Source organism: Levilactobacillus hammesii DSM 16381, from assembly GCF_001434395.1.
GTDB classification, from domain to species: domain Bacteria; phylum Bacillota; class Bacilli; order Lactobacillales; family Lactobacillaceae; genus Levilactobacillus; species Levilactobacillus hammesii.
Map to the genome: position 1 here is coordinate 146078 of NZ_AZFS01000060.1, position 16168 is coordinate 162245.

Annotated in this window: 23 protein-coding genes; all 23 read left to right on the forward strand. The window is 48.4% G+C overall.

Features of this window, described 5'->3' with window-relative positions; all coding sequences use genetic code 11:
* Nucleotides 1–12: 12 nt before the first annotated feature.
* The 23 genes from rpsE (at nt 13) to FD28_RS08535 (ending at nt 16091) form a co-directional block, all read left to right on the forward strand.
* Complete coding sequence (rpsE, locus tag FD28_RS08425; RefSeq protein WP_020090131.1) at nt 13–516, forward strand: 30S ribosomal protein S5; 504 nt, start codon at nt 13–15, stop codon at nt 514–516.
* A gap of 14 nt (nt 517–530) precedes the next feature.
* Entirely contained in the window at nt 531–713 is a 183-nt protein-coding gene (gene rpmD, locus FD28_RS08430; protein ID WP_057734525.1) for a 50S ribosomal protein L30, read from the forward strand.
* 35 nt (nt 714–748) lie between these two features.
* Nucleotides 749–1183, forward strand: a complete 435-nt coding sequence (gene rplO, locus FD28_RS08435; protein WP_020090129.1) for a 50S ribosomal protein L15 — start codon at nt 749–751, stop codon at nt 1181–1183.
* Entirely contained in the window at nt 1183–2514 is a 1332-nt protein-coding gene (gene secY, locus FD28_RS08440) for a preprotein translocase subunit SecY (protein WP_057734527.1), read from the forward strand. Before rplO ends, secY begins: the two co-directional genes overlap by 1 nt.
* A 93-nt stretch (nt 2515–2607) precedes the next feature.
* The gene (locus tag FD28_RS08445) at nt 2608–3258 is read left to right on the forward strand and encodes an adenylate kinase (protein WP_338034533.1); all 651 of its coding nucleotides are present in this window, start codon (nt 2608–2610) and stop codon (nt 3256–3258) included.
* Nucleotides 3259–3422: 164 nt separating this feature from the next.
* The gene (infA, locus tag FD28_RS08450; protein WP_011668477.1) at nt 3423–3641 is read left to right on the forward strand and encodes a translation initiation factor IF-1; all 219 of its coding nucleotides are present in this window, start codon (nt 3423–3425) and stop codon (nt 3639–3641) included.
* A gap of 29 nt (nt 3642–3670) precedes the next feature.
* Nucleotides 3671–3790 carry a 50S ribosomal protein L36 gene (gene rpmJ / locus FD28_RS08455; RefSeq protein WP_011668476.1) on the forward strand — a complete coding sequence of 40 codons (120 nt, stop codon included), beginning with the start codon at nt 3671–3673 and terminating at the stop codon, nt 3788–3790.
* A 26-nt stretch (nt 3791–3816) separates the two neighbouring features.
* The gene (gene rpsM / locus FD28_RS08460; protein WP_057734531.1) at nt 3817–4182 is read left to right on the forward strand and encodes a 30S ribosomal protein S13; all 366 of its coding nucleotides are present in this window, start codon (nt 3817–3819) and stop codon (nt 4180–4182) included.
* A 17-nt stretch (nt 4183–4199) separates the two neighbouring features.
* Complete coding sequence (gene rpsK, locus FD28_RS08465; protein WP_057734533.1) at nt 4200–4589, forward strand: 30S ribosomal protein S11; 390 nt, start codon at nt 4200–4202, stop codon at nt 4587–4589.
* A gap of 87 nt (nt 4590–4676) precedes the next feature.
* On the forward strand, nt 4677–5627 hold the full coding sequence (locus tag FD28_RS08470) for a DNA-directed RNA polymerase subunit alpha (RefSeq protein ID WP_020090124.1): 951 nt from the start codon (nt 4677–4679) through the stop codon (nt 5625–5627).
* Nucleotides 5628–5657: 30 nt separating this feature from the next.
* Nucleotides 5658–6041 carry a 50S ribosomal protein L17 gene (gene rplQ, locus FD28_RS08475; protein ID WP_020090123.1) on the forward strand — a complete coding sequence of 128 codons (384 nt, stop codon included), beginning with the start codon at nt 5658–5660 and terminating at the stop codon, nt 6039–6041.
* A 334-nt stretch (nt 6042–6375) separates the two neighbouring features.
* A complete protein-coding gene (locus FD28_RS08480) occupies nt 6376–7215 on the forward strand; it encodes an energy-coupling factor ABC transporter ATP-binding protein (RefSeq protein WP_057734535.1) in 840 nt (279 codons plus the stop codon).
* Nucleotides 7191–8063, forward strand: coding sequence for an energy-coupling factor ABC transporter ATP-binding protein (locus tag FD28_RS08485; protein ID WP_057734537.1), 873 nt, complete (start codon nt 7191–7193; stop codon nt 8061–8063). The genes FD28_RS08480 and FD28_RS08485 overlap by 25 nt, the downstream gene beginning before the upstream one ends.
* On the forward strand, nt 8056–8856 hold the full coding sequence (locus FD28_RS08490; RefSeq protein WP_057734539.1) for an energy-coupling factor transporter transmembrane component T family protein: 801 nt from the start codon (nt 8056–8058) through the stop codon (nt 8854–8856). Before FD28_RS08485 ends, FD28_RS08490 begins: the two co-directional genes overlap by 8 nt.
* Nucleotides 8857–8864: 8 nt before the next feature.
* On the forward strand, nt 8865–9662 hold the full coding sequence (gene truA / locus FD28_RS08495; protein WP_057734541.1) for a tRNA pseudouridine(38-40) synthase TruA: 798 nt from the start codon (nt 8865–8867) through the stop codon (nt 9660–9662).
* A gap of 139 nt (nt 9663–9801) precedes the next feature.
* On the forward strand, nt 9802–10245 hold the full coding sequence (gene rplM, locus FD28_RS08500) for a 50S ribosomal protein L13 (RefSeq protein ID WP_057734543.1): 444 nt from the start codon (nt 9802–9804) through the stop codon (nt 10243–10245).
* 13 nt (nt 10246–10258) lie between these two features.
* Nucleotides 10259–10651, forward strand: a complete 393-nt coding sequence (gene rpsI / locus FD28_RS08505; RefSeq protein ID WP_011668466.1) for a 30S ribosomal protein S9 — start codon at nt 10259–10261, stop codon at nt 10649–10651.
* A gap of 370 nt (nt 10652–11021) precedes the next feature.
* Nucleotides 11022–11813 carry a CAP domain-containing protein gene (locus tag FD28_RS08510; RefSeq protein ID WP_057734545.1) on the forward strand — a complete coding sequence of 264 codons (792 nt, stop codon included), beginning with the start codon at nt 11022–11024 and terminating at the stop codon, nt 11811–11813.
* A 17-nt stretch (nt 11814–11830) separates the two neighbouring features.
* The gene (locus tag FD28_RS08515) at nt 11831–12334 is read left to right on the forward strand and encodes a hypothetical protein (RefSeq protein WP_057734547.1); all 504 of its coding nucleotides are present in this window, start codon (nt 11831–11833) and stop codon (nt 12332–12334) included.
* A 309-nt stretch (nt 12335–12643) separates the two neighbouring features.
* Nucleotides 12644–14005 carry a TrkH family potassium uptake protein gene (locus tag FD28_RS08520; protein ID WP_057734549.1) on the forward strand — a complete coding sequence of 454 codons (1362 nt, stop codon included), beginning with the start codon at nt 12644–12646 and terminating at the stop codon, nt 14003–14005.
* 12 nt (nt 14006–14017) lie between these two features.
* Nucleotides 14018–14680, forward strand: a complete 663-nt coding sequence (locus tag FD28_RS08525; RefSeq protein ID WP_057734551.1) for a potassium channel family protein — start codon at nt 14018–14020, stop codon at nt 14678–14680.
* Nucleotides 14681–14937: 257 nt separating this feature from the next.
* Nucleotides 14938–15453: a Panacea domain-containing protein gene (locus tag FD28_RS08530; protein ID WP_057734553.1), complete on the forward strand. Its 516-nt coding sequence runs from the start codon at nt 14938–14940 to the stop codon at nt 15451–15453.
* A 161-nt stretch (nt 15454–15614) separates the two neighbouring features.
* Nucleotides 15615–16091, forward strand: a complete 477-nt coding sequence (locus FD28_RS08535) for a Panacea domain-containing protein (RefSeq protein ID WP_057734555.1) — start codon at nt 15615–15617, stop codon at nt 16089–16091.
* Nucleotides 16092–16168: the final 77 nt, after the last annotated feature.

The following is a 16168-nucleotide window of genomic DNA, read 5'->3' on the forward strand; positions in this document are numbered from 1 at the left end:
GAATAACCACACATGGCAAAATTTATTGATCCCGACAAGTTAGAACTTGAAGATAACGTTGTTGCTATCAACCGGATCACCAAAGTTGTTAAAGGTGGCCGTCGTCTTCGGTTCTCAGCACTTGTAATTGTCGGCGATAAGAACGGTCACGTTGGCTTTGGTACTGGTAAAGCACAAGAAGTTCCAGAAGCTATCCGTAAGGCTGTTGAAGCCGCTCGTAAGAACTTGATCGAAGTTCCAATCGTGGGAACGACCATTCCTCACGAAGCACTTGGTCTTTATGGTGGGGGTAAGATCTTACTCAAGCCCGCTGCTGAAGGTTCTGGAGTTACTGCCGGTGGTGCCGTTCGTTCCGTCATGGAATTAGCCGGTGTTGCTGACGTTACTTCTAAGCGTCTTGGCTCTAACACGCCAGTTAACGCAGTACGTGCCACTTTTGCTGGCCTTGCTGAGTTGAAGCGTGCTGAAGAAGTTGCCGCTCTCCGTGGTGTCTCTCTTCAACACTTAGCTGAATAAGGAGGGGTATTAAAATGGCTCAATTAAAAGTTACTTTAATTCATAGTGTTGCACACCGCCTCCCTAAACAGCGGAAGATCGTGGAAGCTCTTGGTTTGAACCGTGTGAACAGCACGGTTGTACAACCAGACAACGAGGCCACTCGCGGTGCGCTTTTCCAAATCGCACATTTAATTAAAGTTGAAGAAGTTAAGTAGTACTAATTTCATTTTATAAGGAGGTGCGCAATAGCATGAAGTTGAACGAATTAAAACCTGCTGAAGGCTCACGGAAGGTTCGTAACCGGGTTGGTCGTGGTGATTCATCTGGTAACGGTAAGACTGCTGGTCGTGGCCAAAAAGGTCAAAAGGCTCGTAGCAAGACCCGTTTGGGTTTTGAAGGTGGCCAAATGCCACTGTACCGTCGTATTCCAAAGCGTGGGTTTACCAACATTAACCGCAAGGAATTTGCTGTCGTAAACTTATCCGCTTTGAACGTCTTTGATGATGGTGCTGAAGTTACTCCAGCTGCCTTGGTTGAAGCCGGTATCGTGAAGAACGAAAAAGCCGGTATCAAAATCTTGGGTAACGGCGAAGTAACGAAGAAGTTAACGGTTAAAGCCGCTAAGTTCTCCAAGTCAGCTGCCGAAGCTATCGAAGCTGCTGGTGGTAAGACTGAGGTGATTTAATGCTCTCAAGCTTAAAAAACGCGTTTAAGATTAAAGATATTCGTAAAAAGATTCTCTTTACTCTTCTGGTTTTGATTGTCTTTCGGTTGGGTACCTATATTACTGTCCCCGGCATTAACGCGAAGGCACTTCAAAGCGTTGCGTCTTCTGGGTTAGTTAGTATTTTAGATACCTTCAGTGGTGGTGGGTTAACCAACTACTCCATCTTCGCGATGGGGGTTTCACCTTACATCACTGCACAAATCGTTATTCAATTGCTACAAATGGACATCGTTCCGCGCTTCGTTGAATGGAGTAAGCAAGGGGACGTTGGACGGCGGAAATTAAACCAAGCGACTCGTTACTTGGCGATTGCTTTAGCATTCGTTCAGTCGATCGGGATCACCGCTGGTTTCAGTGCGTTAAGCTCAATGAAACTGGTGCAAAATCCTAGTGTGACAACGTATCTCTCCATCGGGTTAATCCTGACTGGTGGGACCATGTTGACCACTTGGATGGGGGATATGATCACCGATCGTGGTTTAGGTAATGGGATTTCAATGATCATCTTTGCGGGGATCATTGCCCGGACACCTACCTCTGTCTACAAACTCTACAAGAATTACTTCGTCGACATTGCCAGTGGTGACATGTGGAAGAGCGTACTTTTTGTGTTAGGTCTGGTTGTTCTGGTTCTGTTGATCATCACGTTTACGACGTGGGTTCAACAAGCCGAACGGCGGGTCCCTATGCAATATACGCGCCGGGTGTCTGGTTCGCCAGATAGCAGTTATCTTCCATTAAAGGTTAACGTTGCTGGTGTTATTCCAGTTATCTTCGCAAGTTCGTTTATTGCAACGCCACAGACTATTCTGATGGCGTTCCAAAACACGCATTCGCAGGATGCTTGGTATCAGACCATGACAAACCTTTTCAACATGCAAACCGTTGATGGTGCCATTCTGTACACCGTTCTGATCATTGTGTTCACGTTCTTCTATGCGTTCGTTCAAGTTAACCCAGAAAAGTTGTCTGAGAACCTGCAAAAGCAGGGGAGCTACATTCCTGGTGTTTGGCCTGGTCACGAAACGCAGTCATACGTTTCCAGTTTGTTGATGCGACTCAGCACTGTTGGGTCACTCTTCCTTGGATTCATTTCCTTAATTCCGTTGTTAGCCCAAAATCTTTGGGACTTAGATGAGTCTATTGGTTTAGGTGGTACCAGCCTCTTAATCGTCGTTGGTGTTGCTATCGAAACCATGCGTCAGGTTGACGGATTGATGATGAAGCGCGAATACGTCGGCTTTATTCAAGGATCACCAGATGATCCGCAAGGTCCAGAACCAGCTTAATGAGTTTCCAGCGGGTGTGTTGATCTAATTGGCACACCTGCTTGTGTATTTCAGGCTAATAATTTTGAAATAAGGAGAACGAACATGACAGCAATGAATTTAATCCTCATGGGCCTACCTGGTGCCGGTAAAGGGACCCAAGCCCAAAAGATTATCGATGAGTTCCACTTACCGCATATTTCGACGGGAGATATCTTCCGCGAAGCGATGAAGAACGAAACCGAAATGGGCTTGGCAGCTAAGAAGTTCATCGACAAAGGTGAACTGGTACCGGATGAAGTCACAAATGGCATCGTTCGGGATCGCTTAGCTCAAGATGATACCAAGGTCGGCTTCATGTTGGATGGTTTTCCGCGTTCTATTGTTCAAGCTGAAGCTTTAGATAGCTTTGGTCCTGAATTGAACCGGACGATCAACGCCGTGATTAACATTCACGTTGAGCCCGATGTCTTGGTTGAACGCCTTTCCGGTCGGTACATCTGCCGGACTTGTGGCGCGACTTATCATAAGCTCTACCACAATCCTAAGGTTGAGGGAACTTGTGATGTGTGTGGCGGCCATGATTTCTACCAACGTGAAGATGACAAACCTGAAACGGTGAAGAATCGCTTGGCAGTTAACCTAAAGGCTAACACGCCATTAGTTGATTACTACACCAAGAAGGGCTTGCTCTTTACGGTAGATGGTGACCGGGCTATCGATGATGTCTACGTCGACATTGAAAAGATCTTGAAGAATCTGTAGGTTTTACTAAGTTCTTGCTAAGTTGTAGGAATTATGGTAGACTTATTCAGGTTTAGCCTGTAAATGGCGCGCTGTCGCAATTCACAGGTGCTAGGTGGGAGCAACATCCTTGCTCCTGCTGCTTTTACGTGTATTTTACACGCAATTAAAAGGGAGGTACTTTCGTGGCGAAAAGCGATGTCATCGAAGTCGAAGGTAAAGTTACCGAAACATTACCTAACGCAATGTTTCGGGTCGAATTAGAAAACGGTCATGAGATTCTCGCTCACGTCTCCGGTAAGATTCGGATGCACTACATCCGGATTCTGCCTGGTGATCGAGTAACTGTTGAAATGTCACCGTATGACTTGTCTAAAGGCCGGATTACTTATCGTTTCAAGTAACCGCCTGGACAGATGTAGGAGGGATATTCATGAAAGTAAGACCATCAGTTAAGCCAATGTGCGAACACTGCAAGGTTATCAAGCGTAAGGGTCGAGTAATGGTTATTTGCTCAGCCAACCCTAAGCACAAACAACGCCAGGGTAAGTAATTCAATTTATAGGAGGTGCACATTTAATGCCACGTATTGCTGGAGTGGATTTACCACGTGATAAGAAAATCGCTTATGGTTTGACTTACATTTTTGGTATTGGTATCAACACCGCACATAAGATTGTTGCGGATGCTGGTGTCGCAGAAGACGTTCGGGTTCGCGATTTGACACCTGATCAAGAAGACAAGGTTCGTGCCGAAGTTGACAAGTACAAGGTCGAAGGTGACTTACGTCGTGAAGTTAGCCTGAACATCAAGAACTTGCAAGAAATCGGTTCTTACCGTGGTATGCGTCACCGTCGCGGTTTGCCTGTTCGCGGCCAACACACCAAAAACAACGCCCGCACTCGGAAGGGTAAAGCCGTTTCGATTGCCGGTAAGAAGAAGTAAAGGAGGGTCAACACTTTATGGCTACTAGAAAAACTAGTCGCAAGCGTCGGGTCAAAAAGAACATTGAATCCGGTGTTGCACACATTCATGCTACGTTTAACAACACATTGGTCATGATCACGGACGTTCAAGGGAACGCTATTGCCTGGTCATCTGCTGGTGCTTTAGGTTTCAAGGGTAGTCGGAAATCAACACCATTTGCTGCACAAATGGCTGCTGAAGCCGCTGCCAAGGCATCACAAGAACACGGTATTAAGTCCGTTGAAGTTGCTGTCAAGGGTCCTGGTTCAGGACGTGAAGCTGCTATCCGGGCCATCCAAGCTGCTGGTATCGAAGTTACGGCTATTCGTGACGTTACGCCAGTGCCTCATAATGGGACTCGTCCTCCAAAGCGCCGTCGGGTTTAACGTGAGCGTTTCATTAATGAGGGCAACCTTCATGATGGGATTGACTTATAGGAGCTCAACGCGGTTTGAAAGGGGTAAACGATAAGAATGATTGAATTTGAAAAGCCTAACATTCATAAAATTGATGAGAGTAGCAACTACGGTAAGTTTGTTGTTGAGCCGTTGGAACGTGGATACGGAACAACGCTTGGTAACTCCTTACGGCGGATCTTGCTTTCATCATTACCTGGTGCAGCTGTTACCAGCATTCAAATCGACGGGGTTTTACATGAATTTTCAACGGTTGAAGGGGTAGTTGAAGACGTCACGCAGATCATCTTAAATGTTAAGAAGATCGCGCTGAAGCTTAACGGTTCCGACGATCAAGAAGAAACCATGGAAATCAACGTTAAGGGACCAGCACAAATCACTGCCGGTGATATTGTTGCGGGTGCTGACGTTGATGTCTTAAACCCAGATCTGTACATTGCTACGGTTGCCGATGGGGCAACGTTCCATATGCGGATGACTGCGGATAAGGGCCGTGGCTATGTTTCTGCTGACGAGCATAAAGCTCAGAACACAGAAATGCCAATCGGTGTTTTAGCTGTTGATTCCATTTACACCCCAATCGAACGGGTTAACTACCAAGTAGAGAATGCACGGGTTGGCCAACGGGCTGACTACGATAAATTGACCCTGGATGTTTGGACAAACGGTTCAATTAATCCAAGCGAAGCCATTGCATTGGCTGCCAAGATCTTAACCGAACATCTGGCTATGTTTGTCGACTTGACCGACGAAGCTAAGAATGCGGAAATCATGGTTGAAAAAGAAGAAACGCATAAGGAAAAGATGCTTGAGATGACCATCGAAGAGCTCGACTTATCCGTTCGTTCTTACAACTGCTTGAAGCGTGCTGGTATCAACACGGTCCAAGAATTGACTAATAAGACTGAAGCAGACATGATGAAGGTTCGTAACTTGGGTCGCAAGTCCCTTGAAGAAGTTAAGGCTAAGTTAGCTGACTTAGGTTTGTCACTTCGGAAGGAAGACTAATTTTAGACACTCAAAGGAGGGTTTCTGGTTATGAGTTACCGTAAATTACAACGGACTAGTTCTCAACGTCGTGCCTTGTTACGCGATTTGACTACCAGTTTAATTTTAAACGGCCGCATCGAAACGACTGAAGCACGCGCTAAAGAAGTTCGGAAGACGGCTGACCAAATGATTACCTTGGGTAAGCAAGGCGACTTGCATGCTCGGCGTCAAGCTGCTGCGTTCATCCGTAACGTGGTTGCTGATGTTAAGGAAGACGGCGATGATGTTGTCGTTACCAGCGCATTGCAAAAGGTATTCAGCGAATTAGCACCTAAGTACGCTGACCGTAATGGTGGTTACACGCGTATCTTAAAGACGATGCCTCGTCGCGGTGATGGTGCCGCTATGGCTATCTTGGAATTCGTTGACTAGTTTCTAGTTATGAATTCAAGGTGTGATCACGACCTTAAACGTGATACCAATATGTTTTAAATTAATCACTAGAACCATGTGGTATAGAGCGCTACGATGATGGGGAAATCTTTCCGAGTCTAGCTTGAATGGGGGCGAAAGCCTCAGCGCCGCTGGTTTGTTAGTGATTTTTTTATACCCTTTTTTTTCGTTAGGGGCTTTCCGGTTGTGGGGGACTGACGGCTTCAAGCTCAGCACGGGCTTTTTGGTGAATAGTAGGCACAAGTCTTCGATATCATTGAAATGTTTGGTATAATTAGCGGTGACTTTTTTCGAAGGAGAATCAACAGCGCAGATGGCAAATATCATTGAAGTAAAACATCTGACCTACCGTTATCAGGCGGACGATCCCAGACCAGCATTAGATGATGTCAGTTTTGACGTGCATGCGGGGGAATGGCTGGCTATCGTTGGTCATAACGGGAGTGGCAAATCAACCCTAGCTAAGTCTCTGGATGGCTTGCTACCTTTCACGACTGGCGAGGTGACGGTTGGGGGCATTCAGTTGACCCCAGAAACCGTGTGGCAGGTTCGCGAGAAGATCGGCATGATCTTTCAGAACCCGGACAATCAGTTTGTTGGAGCCACGGTTGCCGACGACGTTGCCTTTGGGCTTGAGAACCGGCAGATTCCCCGTGAAGAGATGGTCCCGCGCGTCGAAGCAGCGATGGCTCAGGTGGGTATGGCTGACTTTGCGCACCGTGAACCCAGCTCACTTTCGGGGGGGCAGAAGCAACGCGTTGCCTTAGCTGGGATCGTGGCCATTGCGCCGGACGTGTTGATTCTCGATGAAGCAACGAGTATGTTGGATCCCCAGGGGCGCCGCGACATGCTGAACCTGGTGCGTCAGCTGCGCGCTGAACGTCATCTGACGGTGATTTCGATCACCCATGATATTGATGAGGCTGCCGGTGCCGATCGCGTGCTCGTGATCGATGATGGGCGTCTGGTGGATGAGGCCGATCCGGCGACTATTTTCGCCCGGGGCGATCAACTGATTAAGCTCGGGTTAGACTTACCCTTTACCGCGAAATTAAAAACGGCGTTGCGCCAGCGGGGCATTGAACCCCCAGCGACGTATCAGACGGCTTCGGAAATGGAGGAGTGGCTGTGGCAATCACTTTCGAACACGTAAGCTATACGTATCAGGCAGGGACGCCGATGGCGACGCCTGCCGTTACGGATGTCTCCTTTCAGATGCCGGACCATGGTTATTTAGCGATTATTGGGCATACAGGGAGTGGCAAGTCGACGCTGATTCAACAGCTCAATGCGCTGCTCAAGCCCACGAGCGGGCAAATCACGGTCGGTGACTTTACGATTACCCCCAAGACGACTAACGCCGCTCTCAAGCCGTTACGTCAGCATGTGGGCATGGTCTTTCAGTTTCCTGAGAGTCAGCTCTTTGAAGAGACGGTTCGGCAGGACATTGCGTTTGGACCACAGAATTTCGGTATGGGCGAGACGGATGCCAATAAGCTGGCAGATGCCATGCTGCAGACGGTGGGGCTCGACAGTAGTTATGCGGAGCGGTCACCCTTTGAGCTCTCCGGTGGGCAGATGCGGCGGGTCGCCATTGCAGGGGTTCTCGCCATGCGGCCCAAGGTATTGGTCCTAGATGAGCCTACCGCGGGGCTAGATCCCCAGGGACGCCAGGAGATGATGGCGCTATTTGACCGTCTCCACCGTGAACAGGGGCTCAGTGTGGTCCTAGTGACTCATCAGATGGAAGATGTGGCCCAGTATGCCGAGCAGGTTGCCGTGATGCGTGCGGGAAAGTTGGTTAAATTTGGGACGCCGCACGATGTCTTTCGTGATGCCGCGTGGTTACAGGCTAATCAACTGGATATGCCACGCGCCGCCCAATTTGCTCAGAAATTAGCCGCACGTGGCGTGACCTGGCAGCAACTTCCACTGACCGCCGAGCAATTGGCGGATCAGTTGGCTGAACGGTGGCCGCGAGAGGGGGACGCCCATGTCTAATTTTATCTTTGGGCGCTATCTGCCCCTGGATTCGGTTGTCCACCACCTTGATCCGCGAAATAAGCTACTCTTGAGCTTCTGCTACATTATTTTGGTCTTCATGGCGAATAATCCCGTGAGCTACCTGCTGATTATTGCGTTTACCATAGGCGCTATCCTGGCTTCAAAGATTAGCTTGGGTTTCTTTCTTAAAGGCATTCGGCCGCTGTTGTGGTTGATTGTATTTACCGTGGTTTTGCAACTGTTGTTCAGTCCCGCGGGCGGGCACGTGTACCTTCACTGGGCTTTCGTCAATATTACACAGTTTGGCCTGATTAATTCGGGGTACATCTTCATCCGCTTTCTGTTAATCATCATGATGTCGACGCTGTTGACCCTGTCCACCCAACCGTTGGACATTGCGACGGGGCTAGCGTCCTTGATGAAGCCGCTGCGGTGGGTCAAGGTGCCCGTCGACACGTTAGCCATGATGCTGTCGATTGCGCTGCGCTTTGTGCCGACGCTCATGGATGAGGCCAATAAAATCATGAATGCGCAGCGTGCACGGGGCGTGGATTTTGGTGAGGGGGGCTTGCTCAAACAGGCCAAGTCGTTAATTCCCCTGATGGTGCCCCTGTTTATGAGTGCCTTTAACCGCGCTGAGGATTTGTCGACGGCAATGGAAGCACGCGGGTATCAAGACAGTGAGCATCGCAGTCAGTATCGTATTTTAACTTGGCAACGACGAGATACGATTACGTGGATTATTTTTGTGGTGGTTCTAGCCGCCATTTTAGCTACTCGTCGTTGGTAGGAGGAAACATGCAACGTTACAAGGTCACTTTTATGTATGATGGTACCAACTTTGCTGGCTTTCAGCGGCAACCGAACAAACGAACCGTGGAAAGCGTCTTGACCCAGGTCGTGAATAAAATGGCCAAGAAGCCCACGCCGGCAATCGTGATTTATGGGTCGGGACGGACTGATGCAGGGGTCCACGCATTGGCGCAGGTGGCGCACTTTGACTTTCCCTTCATCATTCCTGCGGATAGCATGCGCAAGGGCTTAAACAGCATGTTACCGATGGATATGGAGGTCTTAAAGGTCGAAGAGGTTGCCGAGACCTTCCATGCGCGCTATGATGTCTCTGGCAAGCGGTATTTGTACCGGATGGATCTCGGGGAATTCCGGAATCCATTTAAACGCAATTATACGGGCCACTGGAAGTTTCCAGTCGATTTAGGTAAGATTAATCAAGCGCTCGGCGATCTGGTCGGAGAACACGATTTTACCAGTTTTGTGGCCTCTGGAGCCCAGACTCGGACTTTTGTGCGGACGATTTATGAAGCCACGTGTCACATTGATGAGGCGAACAATGAGTTGGTCTTTGAATTTTATGGCAATGGCTTCATGTACAATCAGGTTCGCATTATGGTGGGCGTGCTCATTGAGATTGGGTCGGGGACACGGCCCGTTCATGATATTTTACGTTTATACGAAGTTAAAGATCGTCGACAGGCCCGTAGAACGGTGCCAGCCGCGGGATTATACTTGAAACATGTCTATTATCAAGGCGAGGATCCGGCGCATCCGACCAAATTACCGCAACATCAGCGGTAAATTTTGGCTGAGGGGCTAAACAATCATTGACTTTATGGTGAAAACTTTGTATTATGGTTGTTGGTATTGTTTGCCCCACGATAAGCCCCGGAAAGTTTACTTGGTGTCAGACAAACACAGATTTATGGAGGAATTTAACGTGCGTACAACTTATATGGCAAAACCCAACGATGTTGACCGCAAATGGTACATCGTCGACGCAACTGATGTTAGCTTAGGTCGTCTTGCTTCAGTCGTTGCTTCTGTATTACGTGGTAAGAACAAGCCAACGTTCACCCCTAACGTGGACACTGGTGATAACGTAATCGTGATCAACGCTGAAAAAGTCGGCTTAACTGGCCGTAAGGCAACCGACAAGATTTACTACCACCACACTGGTTTCGCTGGTGGTTTAAAGTCACGGACTGCTGGTAACTTCCGGGATCAAAACCCAGAAAAACTGATCGAAACTTCTGTTCAAGGTATGCTCCCTAAGAACTCCTTAGGTCACCACATGGCATTGAAGCTTCACGTGTACGCTGGTGAAGACCACAAGCACGAAGCCCAAAAGCCAGAAGTATTAGACATTACTAACCTAATCTAAGGAGGAAACCAAATTGGCACAAGTTCAATATCGCGGCACTGGCCGTCGTAAAAACTCCTCTGCACGTGTACGTTTAGTACCCGGCTCAGGTAAGATTGTTATGAACAACAAGGCAATCGAAGATTACATTCCATTCGCAAGTATTCGTGAAGTTGTTTTACAACCATTCAACGTTACGGAAACGCTCGGTAACTATGATGCATTAGTTACTGTTCGCGGTGGTGGTTTCTCCGGTCAAGCCGGCGCAACTCGTCACGGGATCGCTCGGGCATTGCTCGAAGTAGATCCAGATTTCCGTGGTCCATTGAAGCGTGCGGGTCTCTTGACTCGTGACGCTCGTATGAAGGAACGGAAGAAGCCAGGTCTGAAGAAGGCACGTAAGGCTTCACAATTCTCAAAGCGTTAATATTTCGATATTATCGGTTGGAAATCCTCGCCATTTGGTGGGGATTTTTTTGTTGGAGAAAATTGAGGCTTTTCAGATTAGATACTCGAAATCGAAGCATATAGTATGGGTAATATTGATATTTTAAAGCTACTTTGATAATATTAATCGTGTGAAGTATTTTCACAAAAAAATATTTTAGAGCTGTTCGTAGTGACTAGCGGTGAATCTGGCTGTTTTCTCCAGTTGCCCAGCTAAAGGATAAGGGGACGAATGGATCTGTAACAGGGGGCTAGTGCTGGCATCAACGTGAGAGAAGTAGGAGTGATGGTATCTGAAGAGTTATCAGTGGGTAATGTCACCAGAAACCAACAAGTTGGAGGAGTTCATGATGAGATTTAGGAAAACGATTGTTTCAGGGTTAACGATCTTGAGTCTAGGTGTTATGGGCCTAGCAGCAGGATCAGCAACTGGTACCAACACGGCGTTTGCTAAAGCTAAGTCAGCTAAGGTAATCAAGACGATCACCTACAAAGCTAAGCACAAGGTGCATGTCAGAGGGGGCTGGATGTACAGTAATGCCAAGCTCACGCATAAGCGTCACCATATGACCAACTACTTATACACCAAGTTTTACGCGACGAAGAAGGTCACGGTCCGTCAGGCCAATGGCAAGACGGCCACAGCTACTTACATAAAGTCAAAGAACGGCCAGGTCAAGGGCTACGTCCATTCGACTTACGTCTGGAATAAATGGGGCTATGGCAAATACAGCGTGGCGGCGTACCGGAAGGCCGCACTGAATAGCATCAATCATGATCGGGCTAAGCAAGGTTTACCCGCGTTGAAGGAAACGGCCAAGCTGGATAAGATTGCCCAAAAGAATAGTGATCGGATGCTTAAGGAAGGCAAGAAATTTAAGCTTGATGTCGAGGGAACACCACATGCTGGCTGGATCGTGGATGATTATATCGCACCCAAGTCTAATCCAATTATTCACTATGAGAATGGTTCGGATTGGGGGAAAGGGGCCGATAATTCCTGGATGCGACGGACAGATCTAAATCGTGATATTGGGGCGGAACCTTACTTAATGAGTAGGAATCACACGCACATTGGTCTTGGCGGCACCCAACACGGTCAAGCCATCTACATGTTTGTCTTGCTATCCCATAACAACTAACGAATGGAGATTGAACAATGAAAAAATTCTTGATTACGGTTATGGTCGTCTTGGCCACAGTCATCGGTGGCAATGCGTTGATGAACACCGACCTCACTGCACAGGCGCAGGCTGGTGCGGCTAAGGTGACGAAATTGAAGGCAACACCAAAGAAAATTCGCGGTACCTGGTATCACTATGATAAGAAGTATGGGATGAACAAAGTGGTTATTACCAAGCATAAAGTCAGCTTCAGAATCTTCAATGGTAAGAAGTATACGCATAAGATGACCACGTTCCCTAACCAAGTTGTTTACAAGTATACGCGCAAGCATCAGCGGACAATCTACGCCTTTAATAGCAAGACTGAGATTGGCGATGCAGCGGGTTATTACATGTATACCATGAAGATTAAGGGGAAGAAGCACCATGTCCTAGTAGACCCTTCACAGAGTACGGATCATAAGCCGAGCGTCTACACACATTTCCAAACGAAACATGCCTATTTTGCCCCGAAAAACACGCAACCTGGGGTAGGCTAAGCTAACCAAATCACATTTAAGTTAAAACGCTGTCGCGGGACATCAGAACTGCTGATGTTTTGCGGCAGTTTTTGATGGCATGATCAAGGGAATGCGGGCACCGCTTATAGAGGGCGGCGGACGAATATGGGGAAGATGACGCCATAACGATTAGGTTGATGGCAAAATGCGTAATAGTTCGTGCGGAGACGGTGTCGCCTTGAAAATCAGCATTAGCGATTCAATAAACCGGTAATTTGGGTGTTGTTTTCCCGCAGTGGTTGTCTTAGACTGAGGGAATGGAATACTGATGTGAGGCAAGGGACAATCATGGATAAAATTCGACACTCAAAGTTTTATGACTTATTTTTAAATACATTATCAAAGAAAATGGTAATGGGATTCATTTTGATTATTGCGATGGGGACGTTCATGTTAAGTTTACCCGTTGCCACCTATGGAAATCCCGTCTCCTTTATTAATGCGCTGTTTACAGCGACCTCAGCGACCTGTATTACGGGGCTGACCGTGGTCAATACGGCAGACACCTGGACGCCTTTTGGTCAGGTGGCCATTATGGTTATGACCGAAATCGGGGCGTTGGGGTACATGACGTTTGCGGTCCTGCTCTTCAACGTGATGCGGCGGCACCTGAATCTTTCGACGCAACTCATGGTGAAAGAATCCTTGAACTTGGAGCATCTGCACGACACCAAGAGCGTCATGCAGTACGTCATTGTTCTGTCAGCGTTGTTTCAGATTGCAGGGATGATTCTGTTTGCCTTTGACTTTATTCCGCGCTACGGGTGGTCACGGGGACTGTACGTCTCGTTGTTCCACTCCGTCATGTCATTCTGTAACGCCGGATTTGATGTGTTTGGGAACAGTCTGATGGGTTTTCGGGACGACTCTTACATGTTGCTAGTGACGACACTGCTGATTGTGGCTGGGGGACTGGGCTTCCTGGTTTGGCGTGACCTGTTGCTCTTCCATGAGCGCAAACGCCTGACGTTGAACTCCAAGCTAACGTTAGTCACGACACTCTCTTTGTTCGTGATTGGTTTTGTCATTCTTCTCGTCACTGAAGGAGATCTGAGCATCCTGCCTAAGGGAACGTCGTGGTTCAATCGGACCGTTAATACGTTATTCCTCAGTGTAACGCCACGAACGGCCGGACTCATTTCATTACCTACGGAATCCTTACATCCCGGCAGTATTTTTCTCATCATGATCCTCATGTTCATCGGGGGGACGCCGGGATCGACCGCTGGTGGGATTAAGACGACCACGTTTGGTGTACTGATGGTTCAAAGCATCGCGCAGCTCCGTGGGAAAAAGGACGCGGAGTTTGCCCATCGGCGATTCAGTCAGGCCAACGTCAGTCGCGCCCTGTTGCTGATCTTTATGGCCAGTGTGGTGATTGTTCTCGCAACGTTGGTACTTACTCAGACCGAGAAGATTCCGCGTAACTTCGGGCTGGAATATATTGTGTTTGAGGTGCTATCGGCCTTTGGGACGGTGGGACTGAGCCTCGGGCTGACGCCCCATCTGACAGTCATTGGCAAAGTGGTCATTATGCTGCTGATGTTCATTGGGCGGGTCGGTATCTTTACCACGCTCTACACGTTGTCACGGCGGCAGGTCAAGAAGAACTTGATTCGCTATCCAGAAGAAAATATCTTAATTGGTTAAGGAGTCTGAAAGATGAAGAAGAGTTTTGCGGTATTAGGCCTCGGCCGGTTTGGACAGAGTGTTGTGGAAACTTTGGCGGAGACCCATCAGGATGTTTTGGCGGTTGACGTGCAGGAGGCGCCCGTCAATGAAATGACGGAGATTGCGACCCAAACGTTGGTTGCGGATACGCGGGACGAGGAAGTACTGCGGGAACTGAACATCGATACCTTTGACTACGTGATCGTGGGCATTGGCAATAACATGGAGGCCAGCATCCTGACGACCATGTTGGCCAAGGAGCTGGGCGCCGAAAAGGTGATTGCCAAGGCCGAAACCAGTGACCACGGGCGTGTGCTGAAACGCGTTGGGGCCGATCAGGTGATCTTTCCCGAACGTGACATGGGACACAGCATCGTGCGCAAACTTCTCTCAAATCATATTTTGAATTTTATAGACTTGAGCGACAAGTATACGTTAGCCGAAGTGGTCATTACGGATCCCACGTTTGTTAACCAAAATCTGATTGATCTGAACTTGAGAAAACGGTTTGACCTGACCATCATTGCCATCCAACACGATCAAAAGATTAATATTTCCCCGCAACCGACCGATATGGTGCAGCTGCACGACGTCTTGACGGTGGTTGGGCCAATCGAACACGTTGAGGCATTGGATGAGGCCCTGAAGAAGTAGCTCCCTGGCTTAGTTCCTGACTATAGCAAATTTTGACGGGGATGCAACGAAAAGGTGCCGGTAATTTTGAAATGCCGGTCTGATCGGTTTTCAACATGAAAATAAGCTAAGAGTGAGCACCTATCGGACTGATGGGTGCTTTATTTGTGCAGTCGGTAGATAGCTGATGGGGTGGGTACGATTAAGATTGAATTTCCCTAGGGCCCTTGGTATGGTTAAACCACGAGAAGTTAACTGATAGAGGGGACGGTGCGTTCATGAAAGTTAAGCGGCTGGTCAATTGGTTACGGGTTCAGAGCGAGGCGCAGATGGGGATGTATGGCGCGGAAGAGTTAACGCAGTGGAAGACGATGGCCCTGTTGTACTATGTTCAGGGCACGTATCTGGCTATGTATGGGGTCCCCGCGTTTGAAGACGAGATTGTCATTGAGAAGAACGGTCCGGTGATTGCGGCCGTGCGTCATAAATATGGTGAGCGCATTCGAATCGTCGGTAAGATCGGCAAAAAAGCTTGGGCCGATGATGCTAACATTGAGGATCAACATCCCCAAATGTTAGACGTCCTTCACGCGGTATGGCTCGCGTACGGCGATATGTCGACGATTGAGCTACGGCAGCAGATGTTACAGGAAAAGCCCTGTCAGGAGACACAAGTGGGGCAGACGATCGATTTGGACCGTTTGACGGCTTACTTCCAGACCGACATTGTGTCATTTCCAACAGAAATCCCGCAGGACCCAGCCGTGGATGCCGTCCATCAAGCAACGCACTGACGGTTAGGCTGAATAGATAACTGGCAGCCCATGGGTTGCTGTATCCGGCGTGCCTCGGGGTCTACAAATTGGGTTGTTTCTCGGCAGTGAGCTTGTTATCATGGGGCTAGGCAGATTGAGTGGATGAAGTTGACAGGAAGGCTTTCCAAGGAGGGTCCGAATTGAACAACGATATCGATCAAATGGTCAATTGGTTTCGGGTCAAAAGTAGTCGGCAGATGCAGGATATAGATGCGGATGAACTCAGTCGCAGCAAGGTGACACAGTTGCTGTATTACGTTCAGGGAATTTGTGTGGTCGTCTACGGAATCAATGCCTTTTCAGATGACTTGGTGGCCGGTGAGCATGGCGTCATGATTCCCGCAGTAGAGGAACGGTATGCCGGTCAAACGGGAATTGTCGGCCGCATCTCGGCCGAGGATCAAGCGGACTATGATTACTTGGCCTCGATTCAGCAGTTTCAGGCCATTCTTGAGTGTGTTTGGCAGACCTTTGGCAATCTATCCGCGGTTGAATTGATGGAGCAGGTGCAGTGTGATCAACCCTGGGCGGAGACGTTGCCGGGACGGTCTATTGAGATGAATCTAATGGAAGATTATTTTAAAGATAAGGTGATTGCCCGCATCAAAACGGATTAGCAGGCAGTCGACTAAAAAAATGAGACAAAAAGCGTCATTCGCCAGTACCGAGGAACGATCCCCAGACTAACGAATGA